Below are 17866 nucleotides of genomic sequence, written 5' to 3'. Positions count from 1 at the left end.
AATGTCGCTGGTGAGTATCGCCAACTCGGGCAAGATTTCAAAACGTCCGATACTCCCAGTTACAGGCATGACGGCTGGCGGCTGCTGCGCCCGTGCAATGCCTGCCGTCCATGGCGCGACTTTACCCTGGCTAGACGCCGACGCGCCGCCACCCGTCCGCGGCCCGGGCCGCCCGGATGAGCTCCTCGCACAGGGATCGCAACTCGGTCGCGGCCGCTCCTTCGTCCAGGGCGGTTGCGACGTCTTCGGCCGCGCATCGGACTTGGTAGACGCGATCGGCGAGGTCGGCGGCCTCGTCAGAGGTCAGGACCACCGCATCGGCGGGCAGGGCGGTCGCTTCACCGCGCGCCATCTGGGCCCGTTGCTCGTATGCGCGCTGTCGGCATGACTGGCGGCAGTACTGGCGGCGTCGGCCCATCCCGGCGTCGCTGACGTCGCGGCCGCACCACCGGCACGGCTGGGGACGGGCACGACGACTCACGCCTGCCGACTTTAGTCCGCCGCCGCTTGCGATCCCGGTATCATTGACGGTTGCGTCGCGCACTGCGTGACGGGGAACTAAGCGAAGTCTCTTAGCGTTTGCTTAAGCGAAGAGATTAAAGGAGAGCGCAGATGGCTGATCGTGTCCTGCGAGGCAGTCGCCTCGGAGCTGTGAGCTATGAGACCGACCGCAACCATGACCTTGCGCCGCGTCAGATAGCTCGGTACCGCACCGAAAACGGCGAAGAGTTCGAAGTGCCGTTCGCCGACGACGCGGAGATCCCCGGCACCTGGCTGTGCCGCAACGGGATGGAAGGCACCCTGATCGAGGGTGACCTGCCTGAGCCGAAGAAGGTGAAACCGCCGCGGACGCACTGGGACATGCTGCTGGAGCGCCGTTCGGTCGAAGAACTCGAAGAGCTGCTCAAAGAGCGCCTCGACCTGATCCGGTCGCGTCGCCGCAGCTGACCCGGGCTAGCCGGTGCGGGCGGCTCGCGTCCGATTGGCCTTGCCGGACCGCCGGCCTTCGATGCCCCATCGGGTCACCTTGACCAGTGCCTCGCGAATGTTAGAGCCGCTCATCTTGGATACGCCGATCTCCCGTTCGGTGAAGGTGATCGGCACTTCCACCACGCTGAATCCGCCGTTGACCGTGCGCCAGGTCATTTCGATCTGGAAGCAGTAGCCCTTGGAGTCGACGCCGGTGAGGTCGATGGTCTCGAGCACCTCACGGCGGTAAGCGCGGTATCCGGCGGTGATGTCGTGTACTCCGATACCCAGCGCCAGCCGCGAATAGGTGTTGGCCGTCTTGGATAGGGCCAGCCGCCGCCACGGCCAGTTGCGCACCGTTCCGCCGTAGACGTAACGCGAACCGATGGCCAAGTCGGCGCCGGCATCGACGGCCTCCAGCAAGCGGTACAGCTGTTCCGGCGCGTGACTGCCGTCGGCATCCATTTCGACGAGGACGGAGTAGTTACGGCTCAGGCCCCACCCGAAACCTTCCAGGTAGGCCGCGCCCAGACCGTTTTTGACGGTGCGATGCAGGACATGCGTGCAGTTGGGGTCGGCCGCGGCCAGCTCGTCGGCCAGCTGGCCGGTGCCGTCGGGGCTGTTGTCGTCGACGACGAGGACGTGCACGTCGGGGCTGGCGTCCTTGATGCGCCGATAGATCAGCGGCAGGTTGTCCCGTTCGTTGTAGGTGGGAATGATCACCAGTACGGGTGCAGACTGGCCGGTGGTCATGTAGCTCCTTTAGGTGGCCCGCTTGGACCGGCGGCGAGCCGGACGCGGGGACCACCCATTGTGCCGTATTGCGACGAGAATGACCGCCCCAGCCGCCCCGGCCAGGATCCACTGCACCACCGGCGCCCACCTGGTCGCCGGCGTGATGCGGGTCTTGAGGCGGACCTGAAGGTCCAGGTAGGCGGGCACGAAGAAGTCGGTGCGGACCAGTTCGGCGCCGTCGGGGGCGATGACTGCGCTGATCCCTGTGGTGCCGGCGACAATCACGTATCGATCGTGTTCGACGGCTCGTACCTTGGCGAACGCCAGCTGCTGTTCACTCATGGTGCGGTTGAAGGTGGCGTTGTTGCTGGGCACCGTCAACAGCTGCGCCCCGTTGAGCACCGCCGTGCGCGGCGCGCGGTCGAAGATCACCTCCCAGCAGGTGGCGACCCCAACCGGCACGCCGGTGATGCGCACCACGCCGTCTCCCGGACGCGGCACGATGTGGCCGGCGCGGTTGGCGTATCCGGAGAGATGACGAAACAGCCACGGCATCGGTAGGTACTCCCCGAACGGCTGCACGATCGCCTTGTCGTGCCGGTCGGCGGGTCCGGTGACGGGGTTCCAGACGATCACCGTGTTGGTGAACTCGGGTGCGTCGTCCGGCCGTCCCGGGACGTCGAGCACGGAGCCGACCAGGATCGGCGCGCCGACTGCCGCGGCAGCCTGGGAAATCTCTTGCGCTGCGTCGGGGTTGGCCAGCGGATCGATGTCGGAGGAGTCTTCCGGCCAGATCACGAACTGAGGCTGGGGGGCGGAACCCGATCGCACGTCTTCGGCGAGCTGGATCGTCTCGCGCACGTGGTTGTCCAAGACGGCTCGACGCTGAGCATTGAAGTCCAGCCCCAGCCGGGGCACGTTGCCCTGCACGACGGCGACCGTGACCGGCGGTTCGCCGCCGGAACCCACTCCGGCGTGACGTACCTGGGGCCAGACGATGAGAGCGCCGAAGAAGACCAGACAGATGCACAAGGCCGGCAGCACCACCGCCGGCGGCTTCTGCCCCTCGTCGGCTTTGTTGGTCGAGCCGCTGCGCCACCACTTCTGGATTTCCAGGGCGATCGCGGTCAAGCTGGCACCGAGCAACACGATGGCTGCCGATAGCAACGCCACGCCGCCGAGCTGGACCAGCGGCAGCAGGGGGCCCTCGGCCTGACCGAAGGCGACTGAGCCCCACGGGAATCCACCGAACGGGAAGATCGACTTCACCCATTCCTGCGCCGCCCATAAAACGGCGAACCAAATCGGCCAACCCGGCAGTCGGCGTACGACGACGGCGGCCAAGCCGAAAGCCGCGGGGAACAGCGCGCAGGTCGCGGCCAGGACCAGCCACGGCGTAGCGCCCACCAGGATGCTGATCCACGGGAGGAGCGGCACGTAGAACATCAAACCGAAGAGCAGGCCGTAGCCGAGTCCGCCCACCGGCCGGGTCGCGCGGTGGGTCAGCACCCAGCTCAACAGCGCGATCGACACGACGGCGGCCCACCACCAGTTCATCCGGGGAAAGCTGGCGTACATGAGCCACCCGGCCACCGCGCTGGCAGCCAGACGCGCGAGGCGGGGTCGCAGCGCCGCCCACCCGGCGGGCAAGCGGCCGCGGGCCGCGCTGATCAGCCGGACTGGCAAACTCGGCGAACCGGAAGACTCATTTTCCGGCAAAGGTGCGTTGATTTGCTCTGACTCGGGTGCCGGCGCGGAGTCCTGCGGCTCGGGGGCGGCTTCGGCGGTCGCGGCCCGTTGTGCCCTGCGATCCAGACGGCGTTTAGCCATAGATGACCGAACCTCGATGCACTGTTCGGCGGCACCGCGGCAGGGAGTCGGTCGGGCCTAGCCGGGGCAGGGCGGGAACCCGGGAGCGCGGGTCGGTCGACCACCGCTGCACGGCGTCGGGCGGGGCGCTGACGTCGAAGGCGTCGGCCTCCCAGATGGCGTAGGACGCCGGCGCGCCGGGCACCAGGGTGCCGGCATGACCGTCGCGGACGCCGCAGGCCCGCCACCCACCGCGCGTCGCGGCGGCGAACGCCGCCCGCGCCGACAGCCCGCTGCCGGGCGTGCGATGTTGGACCGCCGCACGCACACTTGCCCACGGCTCAAAGCCGGTGACCGGGGCGTCGGAACCAAGCGCGAGGGGCACGCCTTGGGATGCTAACAGCGCCAGGGGATTTAGCCGCTGACCTCGATCGGGGCCGAGGCGTTCGGCGTACATGCCGTCGTCGCCGCCCCACAGCGCGTCGAAGTTGGGTTGCACGCTAGCGATGATTCCCCATGCCCCCAGCTTCGCCGCTTGGTCGGCGGTGACCATCTCCACGTGCTCGAGCCGATGACCGCGACCCGCCACGGCGACCACCCCGAGGTCGGTCACCACCCGCTCGAACGCGGCCACCACCGCCGAGACCGCGGCATCGCCGATGACATGAAAGCCGGCGGTCACGTCGGCCTCCGTGCACGCCCGCACGTGCGCTTCCACGGCGTCGGGTTCGAGGTGTCGGGTGCCGACACAGCCAGGAGCGTCGGCGTAGGGCTCGTGCAACCAGGCGGTGCGCGAGCCCAGTGCTCCGTCGATGAAAAGATCACCGGCCAATCCGCGGGCGCCGGTCTCGGCGATGAGGGCGCGCGCTTGCGCGGCGGTGGTGACGGCCTCGCCCCAGTATCCGATGATCTCCACGCCGTGGTCGACACCACGCAGCGCGAACCAGTCGTCCAGGCCGCCGATTTCGGGTCCGGCGCACTCGTGCACGGCCACGATCCCCGCCGCGGCGAGCGCGCGCAGCGCCGCGATGCGGGCTTGGGCGAGCTGAGTGTCGGTCAACAGGTTGCGCGCTGCGGCGCGGACGAGGTGGTGCGCTTCACCGGTGAGCGGATGGTCGGCGCCAAAGCCCGTTGCCATCGGCAACTCGGGAGTCAGGCGACGCAGCGCAGTGGACGCCAGCGCCGAATGCACGTCGACGCGAGCCAGGTAGGCGGGTCGGTCCCCGAGGACGGCGTCCAGGTCGGCGGTGCTGGGCGGGCTGTGTTCAGGCCACGCCGATTCGTCCCAGCCGTGTCCCCACAGCGGTTGCCCGGGGTGGGCGGCCGCGTAGTCGGCGACCAATTGCAAGCAGTGTGCCTGGGAAGTGGCGGGCCGCAGATCGAGCCCACTGAGCATCAGACCGGTCGCGCTGAGGTGGATATGGCTGTCGACGAAGCCGGGCGCCACGAATGCACCGGCGAGGTCTTCGAGGTCGGCGCCCGGAAATTGGTGCCGGCCGACGTCGTCACTGCCCAGCCAGGCGATCGTGTCACCGCGTACCGCCATGGCCGTGGCGTCCGGGTGAGTCGGGCTATAGACACGCCCGTTGACCAGCAGCTTGGTGGAAGTCGCCGTCACAGGGCAAAACTACGCGGGTTCCGCGAATTCAGGCCGGGGTAATCCAAGAAGCAACACAGGAGGTTGCGATGCCCAAAGACCCAGACCGTGCAGCCGACGAGCCGAAGGGCGGTCGCCCTGGCCCGGCCGACCACGGCCGGGAAGGCGGGATGGCGACCCGGGAGCAGGCGCCCGAGCTGACCGATCCCGATCGGGACGACTAGCTGTTGCGGCCGTAGGGCAAGCTGGGTGACTCGACGTCGACGACGTCGATGACTTCGCCGTCGATGTAGTCCGGGCCTGTCGGCGCGTCGGCCGGCAGCGGGACACGGCGGCGGAAGGTGCGACCCACGACGGCGGCCAATCCCGGACGGGCGGCCGCACGAATCGGCGGCATCAGCAGGAGCAGGCCGAGCGCCGTGGTCACCACGCCGGGCAAGAGGACCAACCCGGTGGCGACCGCGACCATCGCGCCATCGCCCAGGGCACTGCGCGGGTCCTTGACACCTGAGCGCAACTGAATGACCTGCCTGCTGAGCTGCCAACCACCCATCGGGGCCCACAGAACCAGGCCGAAGATGAAGGCGCCCAGTAGCACCACCAGAGTCCAGCCGACCCCGATCGACGCGGCCAGTCCGACCAGCGCCATGAGTTCGACGACGGCGTATACGAGAAGCAGCCGACCTACCATGAGACGCCAACGTTCGTGGTTGTCCTGGAAGTTCCGCGTACGGTTGCGGCGCAGCTGCAGTTAGATGACGCTATGACGACGATCGATATCCAGACTCCGGCCGGACCGATTGACGCGCTACTGGGCGTTCCGTCGGGACAGGGCCCCTGGCCAGGCGTGGTGGTGGTGCACGACGCCGTCGGCTATGCGCCGGACAATGAGGAGATCTCGCGACGTATCGCCCAGGCGGGTTACGTGGCGCTGACGCCGAACCTGTATGCCAGAGGTAGCCGGGCTCGGTGCATTCCCCGGGTCATGCGAGAGCTGATGACCCAGCGGGGTCGCGCGCTGGACGATATTCTGGCGGCCCGCGACCACCTGCTGGGCATGCCCGAATGCACCGGACGGGTTGGCATCGCCGGATTCTGCATGGGCGGTCAATTCGCGTTAGTGCTGTCGCCCAAGGGATTCGGAGCGTCCGCGCCGTTCTACGGAACCCCGCTCCCTCGACACCTGAGCGAGACGCTGGACGGCGCATGCCCGATTGTCGCGAGCTTTGGTTCCCGCGACCCGTTGGGTATCGGCGCACCCGCCCGGCTGCGCGCGGTAACGGACGCCAAGAAAATCACCGCCGACATCAAGACCTATCCGCGTGCCGGGCACAGCTTCGCCAACAAGCTGCCCGGTCAGCCACTGATTCGCATCACCGGCTTCGGTTACAACGAGGCGGCGACCGAAGACGCGTGGCGGCGGGTCTTCGCTTTCTTCGGCGAGCACCTCGCCGAAGGCTAGGTGTGGGCGACTCTGAGTTCCAGACCGACGTTGTTCTCCATGCCGCCGCGTAGCTTGCTGACGAAGTTGAACACCTTGCCGACGATGCCGTAACGCTTGCCGATCGCGTCATAAACGGCGCCGGTCTGCGACTTGTCCAGCACGGTCGCCGTGCCCTCGGTCGCCTCGCTGGTGGGGCGGCCGTTCATGGTGCAGGTCGCCAGTGTCACGCGCGGGGTATTGCCGATGCGCTTGACTTTCCAGGACTTCGCTTGGGTGATGACCAGCAGTCGATCCCCGTCGGCGGCCGCCCAGATCGGGGTCGGCTTGGGCCGGCCGTCTTTGGTGAAGGTGGTCAGCAGGATGTACTGCGCCTTGGCGAGGTCGGCGAAGGTCGGTTTCACGGTGCCCAACCTAGCCTTCCAGGTCGCCCTCGGTTTCCAGCAACGCCTGCCGCAGGCCGTCCAGGGTGTCGGGCTGCGGCTGCGCCCACATGCCTCGACCGGCGGCCTCGAGCAATCGCTCGGCCATCCCGTGCAATGCCCACGGGTTGGATTCCGCCATGAACTTGCGGTTCTCCGGGTCGAGAACGTAGCGGTCGGTGAGTTGTTCGTACATCCAGTCGGCCATCACCCCGGCGGTGGCGTCGTAGCCGAACAGATAGTCGACGGTCGCCGCCATCTCGAAGGCGCCCTTGTAGCCGTGCCGGCGCATCGCGGCCATCCAGCGCGGATTGACCACGCGGGCGCGGAACACCCTGGTTGTCTCCTCGGAGAGGGTGCGGGTGCGGATGGCGTCGGGCCGGGTGTTGTCACCGATGTAGGCGGCCGGGGCTTGCCCGGTCAACGCGCGCACGGTGGCCACCATGCCGCCGTGGTATTGGAAGTAATCGTCGGAGTCGGCGATGTCGTGTTCGCGGGTGTCGGTGTTCTTGGCGGCGACCGCGATCCGCCGGTATTGACGGTTCATGTCGTCGACCGCTTCTCGGCCGTCCAGGTCGCGCCCGTAGGCAAACCCGCCCCAGGCGGTGTACACCTGCGCCAGGTCGGCGTCGTCGCGCCAGTTGCGGCTGTCGATCAGCTGCAGCAGCCCCGCACCATAGGTGCCCGGCTTTGACCCGAATATTCTTGTGGTGGAACGCCTGTGGTCACCGTGCTGGGCCAGATCGGTCTGGGCGTGCGCGCGCACATAATTGTCGTCGGCAGACTCGTCCAGGCCAGCGACCAGGCGCACCGCATCATCGAGCATCGTCACCACATGGGGGAAGGCGTCACGGAAGAAGCCGGAGATGCGCACAGTCACATCGATGCGCGGGCGGTCCAATTCGGCCAACGGAATGGGTGTCAGATCGACCACACGCCGTGACGCGTCGTCCCACACCGGCCGAACCCCCAAGAGCGCAAGGACTTCGGCGATATCGTCGCCCGAGGTGCGCATCGCCGAGGTGCCCCACACCGACAGCCCGACCGACTGGGGCCACCGCCCGTGGTCCGCCCGGTAGCGAGTGAGCAGCGAATCGGCAAGCGCCACACCGGCTTCCCATGCCAACCGGGACGGTACGGCCTTGGGATCGACGGAGTAGAAGTTGCGGCCGGTGGGCAGCACGTTGACCAGGCCGCGCAGCGGTGATCCCGATGGCCCGGCCGGGATGAAGTGACCGTCGAGCGCCCGTAGCACCTGCTCGATCTCAGCGGCCGTGCCCGCGAGTCGGGGCACCACTTCAGTGGCAGCGAACCGCAGCACGTCGGCGACTGCTGGGTTGTCGGTGATGTGTTCGACGGCTTCGGGGCTCCAGCCACTGGCTTGCAGTTCACCGACCAATCCCCGTGCTGCTGCCTCGATCCGATCGACCAGAGCGCGTTCGTCGGTGCCGTCTTCGGCCAAACCGAGCGCCTCCCGCAGGCCGGGCAGCGCGTGTTCACCGGCGAAGAGTTGCCGCGCGCGCAGTATGGCCAGCACCAGGTCGAGTTCTGCTGCATCGTCAGGTTTTTGACCCAAGATGTGCAAGCCGTCGCGAATCTGGACGTCCTTGATCTCGCACAGCCACCCGTCAACATGCAACAGCATGTCGTCGAAGGTGTCTTCGGCGGGCCGTTCGGTGAGTCCGAGGTCGTGATCCATTTTGGCGGCCCGGATCAGCGTCCAGATCTGCTGGCGCACGGCGGGCAGCTTGGTCGGGTCCAGCGCGGCGACGTTGGCGTGTTCGTCGAGCAACTGTTCCAAACGCGCGATATCTCCGTAGGTTTCAGCGCGCGCCATCGGCGGGATGAGGTGGTCGACGAGGACCGCGTGTGCTCGTCGCTTGGCCTGGGTACCCTCGCCGGGATCGTTAACCAGGAAAGGGTAGATGAGCGGCAGGTTGCCGAGCGCGGCATCGGATCCACACGACGCCGACATGCCCAGCGTCTTCCCCGGCAACCATTCCAGGTTTCCGTGCTTACCCAGGTGGATCACGGCGTGCGCACCGAATCCGGCGTCCAGCCAGTGGTAGGCGGCCAGATAGTGGTGGCTGGGCGGCAGGTCCGGGTCGTGGTAGATGGCGACGGGATTTTCCCCGAAGCCGCGCGGCGGTTGCACCATCAGCACCAGATTGCCCGCTTGCATTGCGGCGATGACGATTTCGCCGTCGGGGTCGTTGCTGCGGTCGACGAACAGCTCACCGGGGGGCGGCCCCCAATGCTTCGTCACCGCATCGGTCAACTCGGCGGGTAGTGTCGTGAACCAATCCCGATAGTCATTGGCAGACAGGCGGATCGGGTTGCCGGTTAGCTGCCCCTCGGTGAGCCAGTCGGGGTCCTGGCCACCGCGTTCGATCAGCGCGTGGATGAGCGCGTCACCGTCATTGGCATCGAGTCCCGGCAGGTCCGCGACGTGATATCCGCGCTCACGCATCACCCGCAGCAAGGCGACCGCACTGGCCGGGGTGTCCAGGCCGACCGCGTTGCCGATGCGGGCATGCTTGGTCGGGTAGGCGGAGAACACGACGGCAACCCGCTTGTCCTGCGCAGGGATGTGCCTGAGTTGGGCGTGCCGCACAGCCAACCCAGCAACGCGTGCGCAGCGCTCCGAGTCAGCGATATAGGAAATCAGCCCGTCGTCGTCGATCTCCTTGAAGGAGAACGGAACGGTGATGATGCGCCCATCGAACTCGGGGACCGCAACTTGGCTAGCGACGTCCAGCGGGCTCAGACCATCGTCGTTGTCGCACCATTGCGCCCGCGAACTGGTCAAGCACAAGCCTTGCAGAATCGGAACATCGAGGGCGGCAAGGTGTTCGACGTTCCAGCTGTCGTCGTCACCACCGGCCGACGCAGCGGCGGGTTTGGCTCCTCCGGCGGCAAGCACGGTGACCACCATGGCGTCTGCCGCTCCAAGCCGGTCCAGAAGTTCCGGCTCGGCGGTGCGCAGCGACGCGCAGTAGAGCGGCATCGGCCGTCCGCCCGCGCCTTCGATCGCCTGGCACAGCGCCTCGATGTAGGCGGTGTTGCCGGCCAGATGCTGGGCTCGGTAGTAGAGCACGGCGATAGTCGGGCCACTGCCCGGCGGTTGTGTCCGTTCGAGTTCTCCCCAGGTCGGCGTGATGCTAGGCCCGGTGAAACCGAAGCCGGTCATCAGCACGGTGTCGGAGAGGAAGGCATGCAGTTGGCGCAGGTTGTCCACGCCGCCGTGAGCCAGATAGATATGGGCCTGGACAGCGATGCCAGCAGCGACCGTGGACATTCCGGTCAGCTCGGCGTCGGCCGCCTGTTCGCCGCTGACCAGGATGGCTGGGACACCGCTGGCCAGAACCGTGTCTATGCCGCTTTCCCAGGCGCGATAACCACCGAGAATGCGCACCACCACCAGCGATGCGCCCGACAGCAGGTCGGTGAGCTCGAGATCGGAGAGCCGGGCCGGGTTGGCCCACCGATAGTTCTTTCCGCTGGCGCGAGCACTGATCAGGTCGGTATCGGAGGTCGACAACAGCACGACGGTTGGCTCGGCCACCTACCATTCCTACCGCAAGGCCGCCATAAGGGTGATGATGAGGGCTGTGTCTGTTACTGGGAAAGTGGTTGCTGTCACAGGTGGAGCCCGCGGAATCGGTTTTGCCATAGCCGCTGCGCTGCACGGTCGAGGAGCCAGGGTGGCCATCGGCGACATTGACGAGGCTGCGGTTGCCGATGCCGGTGGCCGCCTCGGGTTGCCGGTGAGCCGTCGGCTCGATGTCACCGACCGCGAGTCCTTCACACAGTTCTTGGATGAGGTGGAAGGACAGCTGGGTCCGCTCGACGTTCTGGTCAACAATGCCGGCGTCATTGCAGTGGGAAGCGCGGTCGACGAAACCGATGCCGTGACCCACCGGCTGCTGGACGTCAACGTCTTCGGCGTCATCCTCGGCACCAAGCTCGCCGCGCAACGCATGCTTGCACGCCGCCGAGGACACGTCATCAACATCGCCTCGCTCGGTGGCGTGCTACCTACCGAGGGCATCGCAACGTATTGCGCCACCAAGCATGCCGTGGTCGGCTACACCGACACCGTGCGAATGGAGAACCGCGGATCCGGCGTCCAGTTCACCGCAGTCATGCCCACGTTGACCAATACCGACATGATTGCCGGGATTGGGCACGCCAAGGGATTCAAGAACGCCGAACCCGAGGACGTCGCCCGAGCGGTTGCGGATGTGATCGTCAAACCCAAGCCCCGCGTGTTGGTGCCGCGAGCCATCGGCCTGACGGTTTCGGCGCAACGGCTGATGCCATTGGCGGTTGCCGAGGCGTTGGGACGCGCGTTGGGAACGGGTCGCGTCTTCACCAGCGACGTGCAGGCCGACAAGCGCACGGCGTATGCCCGGCGCACCGGCACGTCCTAAGCGGTCAACTGCTCGAGCGCTGTCCACAGTTCGGCTTCGCGGGCAGGGTCGTACGACTCGTCCGAAGACTGGATCACTTTGCCGCGATTGACGTAGGAACCGGATTCGGCGTCGATCTTGCCGAGCGCGACATCGGCGAGGTATCGACCGGCCGCCCGGCGCGTTGTCGCCGGAATGGTCCGTGACTTGCGTTGCGCCTCCGCTGAATTCAATCAGCGATGGCGAGTGGCACCGCCTGCGGTACACACCACGCAATGCAAGACGTTCCTCCATCTTGAGGTGGGCGAAATTACGGTTGACTGCGATGTTTGGACGTTCCGGGTGCCGATCTGCACCTGGTGACCAACACCGCTGCGGCGGGCAGCACTGACGCCGGCAAATTGGAACTGCTACGGGTGACCCGTGGAGTGACAGTTTCCTAGCCGTCCACAGTTGCGTCCCGGTCCGGGAGGCCCTACTCGGGCGCGGGGGTCAAATGGAGCCATTGTGCGGTTCTCCGCTCATGTGTTCGCAACGCAATCGACCGCCGTTCTATGCCGCGACTCCCTTGTGCCGCAACAGCGGCAGCACTCCTTCGGCGAACCAGTACGCCTCTTCCAGGTGCGGATATCCGGACAGAATGAACTCGTCGAAACCCAGTGAGTGGTATTCCACAATGAGGTTCGCGACTTCTTCATGACTACCCACCAAAGCGGTGCCCGCGCCGCCGCGTACCAGGCCGACTCCGGCCCACAGGTTGGGGTAGATCTCGAGTTGGTCGAGACGCCCGCCGTGCAGGGCGGTCATGCGGCGCTGCCCTTCGGATTCCGAACGGGAATGCAGCTCGGTGGCGCTCGCGATCTGCTCCTGGGTGAGCTCGCTGAGCAGTTCGTCGGCGACCGCCCAGGCCGCTTCCGAGGTAGCGCGGCTGATGGTGTGCAGCCGGATCCCGAACCGCACCGTGCGGCCTCGTGCCTGCGCCAACTGGCGCACCTTGGCGATCTTGTCCGCCGCCAACTGCGGCGGTTCCCCCCATGTCAGATACACGTCGGTGTAATCGGCGGCAATCTCCAGCGCTGGCGCTGAGGACCCTCCGAAGTAGATCTGCGGCAACGGATCTGGCGCCTCGGACACCCTCGCATCCTCGACCCGATAGTGCTTCCCGGTGAAATCGACCGCCTCCTGGCGCCACACCGAGTTGACGATATGCAGGAACTCCCCGGTGCGGGCATACCGCTCGTCGTGGTCCAGCCAGTCACCGAACCGGCGCTGCTCCCGGTCGTCGCTTCCGCTGACCACGTTCAGCAGCACGCGTCCATCGGAGAACCGTTGCAGCGTCGCGGCCTGCTGCGCGGCCAACGTCGGCGGCACCAGACCCGGCCGGAACGCGACCAGGAACTTCAACCGCTCGGTCTCGGCAATAAGTGCCGCAGCCGTCAACCATGCGTCCTCACACCACGTTCCGGTCGGTGTCAGCACACCCTCGTAACCCAGCCGGTCGGCGGCGCGTGCCACCTCGGCCAGGTACCGACGGGAGGGCTTGCGATGGCTGGCCGGCACCGTGTGATGCGACGACGCATGCGACCCGCCGACAATCGACCGACTGTCACCGGTGGTGGGAAGAAACCAGAAGAACTTCGCCGACATGACTTCCTAACTGACGAGGTTTGGCCGCAGCACGTCATTGAATCGGTGGTCGACCCAGTTGGCGAAATGCGGCGACGACTGGAGTTGGCCCGACGCCGCAAACAGGTCGGCCAGTTTCTGCTCCGAGGCGACCAGGTCGTCGTTGAGTTCGGTCGGCAACCGCAGACTACGATTCGCCGCCACCGCCGCAATCTGGGGATCCAATCCGACTGCAGCTGAATAACTCTGAGCCCATTCTTGCGGATGAGCGCGAGCCCACTGCACAGCCTTCTCGTAGCGCACCAACAGATCGGAGAGCGCGGTGTTGCGTTTGGCGTCGGCAAGCGCCGGATCGGCTGCGACACCTAGCCAGTCCCCGTTGGTGACGCCCGTCGCCTCGGCGATGCTGCGCACCGCAATCTGCTGCTCGGCTTGGGCCGTATACGGGTCCCAGATAGCCCACGCGTCGGCCTGATGCTGGTTGAACGCCGACAGCGCGTCGGCGGGTTGCAGGAAGACGAACTTCACGTCGGACGGCTTGAGGCCCGACTTGTCCAGCTGCGCCAACAGATTCGCGTGTGACGAACTACCCTTGCCGACCGCGACCGCCTTGCCGCGCAGATCGGCCACGGACGTGATCGGCGAATCGGCATGCACCAGAATCCGATTGCCCACTCCCCCGCCTCCGTATGCGGCCACCACCTTGATCTTGGCATTGCTGGCGGCGCCAAAGATCGGCGGCGTGTTGCCCATGATCGCGAAGTCGATCTTGCCCGCGGTCAGCGCCTCGACCTGCGGCGGGCCAGAGGTGAAGGTGGAGAACGCAACTCGGTACGGCAGACTGTCGAGTTGTCCGGCAGCGCGCAGCAGGGACTCAGTACCGCCCTTCTGGTCGCCCACTTGCAGTGTCAGGCCGGCCAAGTCGGATAGCGGCACGGCCGCCGGAGCCGCCTGCGGGCCTGCACTGCCGGCACGCGACACGCATCCGGTCAGCAGCAGCAACCAAGTCGCGATCACCGCGACGACACTTCGCCGCATCGCTAGAACCGCACCCCCAGATGGTCGAGCAATTCCGCACGGTGCTGCTCGGTGTGGGCACCGGGGTCACCGGGTGCGCGGCGGGGTTCATCGATGACGACGGTGTGTTCGACTCGCCCGTCGTCGAGGACGAGCACCCGGTCGGCCAGGGCCACCGCCTCGTCGACGTCATGAGTGATCAGCAGGACGCCGAAGCCATGTTGTTGCCACAGGTCGAGCAGCAGCGTGTGCATGGTCAGCCGGGTCAAGGCGTCCAGCGCCCCGAAGGGTTCGTCGAGCAGTAACAGCTGCGGCTCGGCGACCAGCGCCCGAGCCAGCGAAACCCGTTGTGCCTGACCACCCGACAGCGTCAGCGGCCATGCGTCGGCTCGATCGGCCAGCCCCACATCGGCCAGCGCACGGTCGGCGCGTTGCCGCACCTGCTCCCGCGGTAGCCGACTGCGCGTCAAGCCGTAACCGACGTTGGTGCGCACATCGCGCCAGGGGAACAAGCGCGGTTCCTGGAAGGCCAGGGCCGGCGCACCGGCCACCACACGCTCACCGGTGTGGTCGCTGGACAACCCGGCCAACACCCGCAAGACCGTCGACTTGCCCGACCCGCTGCGCCCCACCAACGCCACGATTTCGCCGACTCGGATCTGCAGCGAGACATCGCGCAACACGTGATTGCGGTCATACCACTTATCGACGTGACGCAACTCTCCGGCGAAGCCGGTCCGCGCCGCCTGCGCCGCCTGCGCCGCCGAAGCTTCTGCTGTGACTGTCAATGCAGGCCTTTCATTGTCGGTACCGCAGCGCGCGGCGCTCGATGAGCCTGACGATCGCATCGGTGCTGATGCCCAGCAGTGCGTACACGGTCAGGCCGAAGATGATGATGTCGATGCGCAAGAAGTCGCGGGCATTGTTGATCAGGTAGCCGATTCCCTTGTCGGCGTTGATCTGCTCGGCAACGATCAAGGTCAGCCAGGCGATAGCCAGCGACTGCCGAAACCCGACGAGCACCTGCGGCGCAGCACTGGGCACCATGATGCGGCTGAACCGCTGCCCGAAGGAAAAGCCCAGCACCTGCGCGGTTTCCAGCAACTTCGGGTCGACCTGACGGATCGCCGAGAACGTGTTCAGGTAGAGCGGGAAGACCACCCCGAGCGCGACCAACAACACCTTGGGCAGCTCGCCGATCCCGAACCACACGATGAACAACGGAATCAGGCCCAGATGCGGGAGCGCGCGAATCATCTGCATCGGCGGGTCCGCGGCAGCTTCGAACCAGTGCGACAGGCCGACCGCTGACCCGAGCACGATCCCAATGATGCCGCCGAGCACCAGCCCTTCGATCACCCGGGCGCCGCTCACCTGTAAGGCGTCGACGAGCTGGCCGTTACGCACCAACTCCAGGCCAGCTTCGACGATCAACGACGGGGCGGGCAGGACGTCTTGCGGGATGACGCCGGTTGCGCTGCCCAGCTGCCACACCGCGAGCAGCACCAAAGGGGAAGCGACGCGCAGATATTCCCATCTGCGCTGTGCCCTCGGTGTCGGCGCAGGGGGAAGCGCCGTGGCGATGCTCACCAGGTCGACGCTATGGCGACCACAGCGGTCAGGGTAAGGGTTTTGTTCTGCCTGACGGCAACCTGTCAGGCGGTAGTCACGTCGAAATCGGAGAGCACCGGGTCGCGGAGCAGTTGGCGGTGAGTTTCCGGCGTCCACGGGAACAGCTCGGGCAATCCGTCCTTGCCGAGATACCAGCTGTTGCAGCCGGTCACCCAGATCGTCTCTGGCATCGCCGCTTTCATGCTTTCGTTGTAGTCCTTGGTCGCCGCCTCGCTCGGCGCGGCCGCGCGCACCGCTCCGTCGCGCAGCTGATTGATCCACCACATCACGTAATCGGCCTGGTCCTCGGCGATGGGGACCAGGGACTGGTTCCCGAACGGCGAGTGTGGACCCATCATCATGAACAGGTTCGGAAACTTGGGCACTGCGATGGAGCGGTAGGCCATGGGACCGTCGGCCCACACCTCGTCCAAGGTGACGCCGCCCTCACCGACTACCTTCAGCGGGCGCACATAGGCGCGAGCGTCGAACCCGGTCGCGTACACCAGTAGGTCTAGCTCGTGCAGGGTGCCGTCGGCGGTGACGACGCCGCGGGGCTCGATGTGGTCGATGCGGTCGGTGATGACGTCGACGCCGGGCTGTTGCACCGAGCGGTAGAAATGTCCGGCGACTATCTGCCGCTTACACATGGGCTGATAGGTCGGGGTGAGTTTGGCGCGCAATTGCGCGTCGCGCACGGAGAGCCGTAGGTTCCAGCGGCATTCGGCCTGCACGATGCGCCGTTGCCAGCCGGGGCGGATCGGCGCGCGTCCGAAGATGGTTCTGAAGAACCACCCCCAGAACAGGAAGCCCAGCCGGTTCAGCGCCGGCCAGCGCGACAGCACCGCCAGGGTCAGCCGGGAGTACCGCGGGTTAGGCATCGGGTAGACCCACTGCGCGGTGCGCTGAAAGATTTTCAACCCTTGCACCTTGCCGCCGAGTTCGGCGACGATCTGCACACCGGTTGACCCAGTGCCGATCAGTCCAATTCGCTTGTCCGGCAACGACACCGAGTGGTCCCATCGGGACGAATGAAATGCCGGTCCGGCGAACGTTTCCCGTCCGGGAATGCTCGGGTACCGCGGTATCCGCAGCACCCCGGTCGCCGTGACGAGGACGTCGAACGTCTCTTCACCTTCGGGGGTGGTGAGCCGCCAGGTCCCGTTGTCGTATCGGGCGCCGGTGACGTCGGTGTTGAAGCGGATATGCCGGTGCAAGCCGCGTTCCCTGGCCACCTGCTGGAAGTAGGCGTGGATCTCCGCGCCCGGCGGCATCAGGTGTGACCACTTCGGGTTGGGCCGAAACGAGTAGGAGTAGTAGCGCGACGGCACGTCGCAGGTCAGACCGGGATAGGTGTTGTCGCGCCAGGTTCCGCCGACGTCGCCGGCCTTCTCGAAGATGGTGAAGGAATCGATGCCGGCATCTTGCAGCTTGGCCGCCATGCAAATGCCGGACATCCCGGCACCGATGATCGCAACCCGTACCTGACGCGTCTTTGCCATGTGTGCACGTTACGCCGGGTCCGCGCTGTCTAGGAGGGGAAAATCGCCGCGATTCGCGCGGCAACCTCCTTTGCCGCCTTATGGGCCGCGTCGCTCTGTCCCGGCACGTACCGATCGGCCACGGTGTCGTAGTCCGCGCCGGCGATGGATCCGTGGTCGGCGTCCAACTCGACCAGCTCCGCCGGCCAGCTGAGCCGCTCGAGGTACGCGGCGAAGTCCCGGCTGGCCGACACCGGCACGACGTCGTCGGCAGCACCGTGCAGCAGGGTAAACGGCGACCCGACCTCGCCACTGAACAGTCCGTCGGTGATCGCGCGCCCCGAGATGGGGTCGGGCGCCATGAATGCTCCGGCCAGGCAGACGGTATGCGCCAGCGTGACGTCGTGGCGTGCCGCATCGAAGGTCAGCCCGGCGGCGGCAGCACCGCCCATCGACCAGCCGACGAGAACGATGCCTTGACCGCCACGGGCATGCCGGCGCACGAAAGCCAGCGATCCCAACAGGTCGCTGCGGCCGCCGTCGTCGCTGTGCGAATTCCAGTCCGGCGCCACCACCGTGGCTCCGTGACCAGCGATCAGATCCGCCAACGGCCGCACGGCGGCGCGGGCATCGGTTTGCATGCCGTGCCACAACAGCACCGGCGGGTCCGTCGGGTCGCCGAAGACATCGGCCTGGCGTCCTGGGGCGTATTCCACGGTCTCCACATCCACCAGTCTGCCCGTACC

General features: G+C 66.6%; 17 protein-coding genes and 1 pseudogene. 5 read left to right on the top strand and 13 right to left on the bottom strand.

Annotated features, from left to right (window positions below):
• Positions 1-130: 130 nt before the first annotated feature.
• A complete protein-coding gene (locus A9W95_RS27560) occupies positions 131-481 on the bottom strand; it encodes a hypothetical protein (RefSeq protein WP_082983300.1) in 351 nt (116 codons plus the stop codon).
• A gap of 131 nt (positions 482-612) precedes the next feature.
• Between A9W95_RS27560 and rbpA the strand changes: the two genes are divergently transcribed.
• Positions 613-948, top strand: coding sequence for an RNA polymerase-binding protein RbpA (gene rbpA, locus A9W95_RS23975; RefSeq protein ID WP_067418613.1), 336 nt, complete (start codon positions 613-615; stop codon positions 946-948).
• Positions 949-954: 6 nt separating this feature from the next.
• Here the strand turns inward: rbpA and lnt are convergent.
• A pseudogene (lnt, locus tag A9W95_RS23965) lies at positions 955-3534 on the bottom strand (apolipoprotein N-acyltransferase).
• Positions 3527-5059 (bottom strand): amidohydrolase, encoded by a 1533-nt coding sequence (locus A9W95_RS23960; RefSeq protein ID WP_082983299.1) that lies wholly within the window; start codon positions 5057-5059, stop codon positions 3527-3529. Before A9W95_RS23960 ends, lnt begins: the two are co-directional and overlap by 8 nt.
• Before the next feature lie 140 nt (positions 5060-5199).
• On the opposite strand from A9W95_RS23960, the gene A9W95_RS28260 reads away from it, so the two are divergent.
• On the top strand, positions 5200-5334 hold the full coding sequence (locus tag A9W95_RS28260; protein ID WP_256388934.1) for a hypothetical protein: 135 nt from the start codon (positions 5200-5202) through the stop codon (positions 5332-5334).
• Here A9W95_RS28260 and A9W95_RS23955 read toward each other — a convergent pair.
• Positions 5331-5801: an FxsA family protein gene (locus A9W95_RS23955; protein WP_067418608.1), complete on the bottom strand. Its 471-nt coding sequence runs from the start codon at positions 5799-5801 to the stop codon at positions 5331-5333. The two genes, A9W95_RS28260 and A9W95_RS23955, sit on opposite strands and share 4 nt — an antisense overlap.
• A gap of 72 nt (positions 5802-5873) precedes the next feature.
• On the opposite strand from A9W95_RS23955, the gene A9W95_RS23950 reads away from it, so the two are divergent.
• Complete coding sequence (locus A9W95_RS23950) at positions 5874-6572, top strand: dienelactone hydrolase family protein (RefSeq protein WP_067418623.1); 699 nt, start codon at positions 5874-5876, stop codon at positions 6570-6572.
• On the opposite strand, the gene A9W95_RS23945 is transcribed toward A9W95_RS23950, so the two are convergent.
• Both A9W95_RS23945 and cobN read right to left on the bottom strand, forming a co-directional pair.
• Positions 6569-6955, bottom strand: a complete 387-nt coding sequence (locus A9W95_RS23945; protein WP_067418621.1) for a PPOX class F420-dependent oxidoreductase — start codon at positions 6953-6955, stop codon at positions 6569-6571. The genes A9W95_RS23950 and A9W95_RS23945 overlap by 4 nt on opposite strands.
• A 10-nt stretch (positions 6956-6965) precedes the next feature.
• Complete coding sequence (cobN, locus tag A9W95_RS23940) at positions 6966-10538, bottom strand: cobaltochelatase subunit CobN (protein WP_067418607.1); 3573 nt, start codon at positions 10536-10538, stop codon at positions 6966-6968.
• Between the two features lie 34 nt (positions 10539-10572).
• Between cobN and A9W95_RS23935 the strand changes: the two genes are divergently transcribed.
• The gene (locus tag A9W95_RS23935; RefSeq protein WP_067418605.1) at positions 10573-11406 is read left to right on the top strand and encodes an SDR family oxidoreductase; all 834 of its coding nucleotides are present in this window, start codon (positions 10573-10575) and stop codon (positions 11404-11406) included.
• Here A9W95_RS23935 and A9W95_RS23930 read toward each other — a convergent pair.
• On the bottom strand, positions 11403-11618 hold the full coding sequence (locus A9W95_RS23930) for a hypothetical protein (protein WP_067418603.1): 216 nt from the start codon (positions 11616-11618) through the stop codon (positions 11403-11405). The two genes, A9W95_RS23935 and A9W95_RS23930, sit on opposite strands and share 4 nt — an antisense overlap.
• Between A9W95_RS23930 and A9W95_RS28485 the strand changes: the two genes are divergently transcribed.
• Positions 11581-11748, top strand: coding sequence for a hypothetical protein (locus A9W95_RS28485; RefSeq protein WP_371328112.1), 168 nt, complete (start codon positions 11581-11583; stop codon positions 11746-11748). The genes A9W95_RS23930 and A9W95_RS28485 overlap by 38 nt on opposite strands.
• Positions 11749-11937: 189 nt before the next feature.
• Here the strand turns inward: A9W95_RS28485 and A9W95_RS23925 are convergent, their stop codons facing one another.
• The 6 genes from A9W95_RS23925 to A9W95_RS23900 form a co-directional block, all read right to left on the bottom strand.
• Positions 11938-13032, bottom strand: coding sequence for an LLM class flavin-dependent oxidoreductase (locus A9W95_RS23925; protein WP_067418601.1), 1095 nt, complete (start codon positions 13030-13032; stop codon positions 11938-11940).
• Between the two features lie 6 nt (positions 13033-13038).
• On the bottom strand, positions 13039-14049 hold the full coding sequence (locus tag A9W95_RS23920; RefSeq protein ID WP_067418600.1) for an ABC transporter substrate-binding protein: 1011 nt from the start codon (positions 14047-14049) through the stop codon (positions 13039-13041).
• A 2-nt stretch (positions 14050-14051) separates the two neighbouring features.
• Positions 14052-14816 carry an ABC transporter ATP-binding protein gene (locus A9W95_RS23915; RefSeq protein ID WP_067418598.1) on the bottom strand — a complete coding sequence of 255 codons (765 nt, stop codon included), beginning with the start codon at positions 14814-14816 and terminating at the stop codon, positions 14052-14054.
• 10 nt (positions 14817-14826) lie between these two features.
• Positions 14827-15618 carry an ABC transporter permease gene (locus A9W95_RS23910; protein ID WP_156746377.1) on the bottom strand — a complete coding sequence of 264 codons (792 nt, stop codon included), beginning with the start codon at positions 15616-15618 and terminating at the stop codon, positions 14827-14829.
• A gap of 65 nt (positions 15619-15683) precedes the next feature.
• Positions 15684-17141, bottom strand: a complete 1458-nt coding sequence (locus tag A9W95_RS23905; RefSeq protein WP_067418597.1) for an NAD(P)/FAD-dependent oxidoreductase — start codon at positions 17139-17141, stop codon at positions 15684-15686.
• A 29-nt stretch (positions 17142-17170) separates the two neighbouring features.
• Positions 17171-17845 carry an alpha/beta hydrolase gene (locus tag A9W95_RS23900; protein WP_067418618.1) on the bottom strand — a complete coding sequence of 225 codons (675 nt, stop codon included), beginning with the start codon at positions 17843-17845 and terminating at the stop codon, positions 17171-17173.
• Between the last annotated feature and the right edge of the window lie 21 nt (positions 17846-17866).

Origin of the sequence: Mycobacterium sp. 1423905.2 (genome assembly GCF_001673155.1) — a bacterium.
GTDB lineage: Bacteria > Actinomycetota > Actinomycetes > Mycobacteriales > Mycobacteriaceae > Mycobacterium.
The sequence above is the reverse complement of the archived record's forward strand: the minus strand, read 5'-3'. Positions and strand labels throughout refer to the sequence as shown.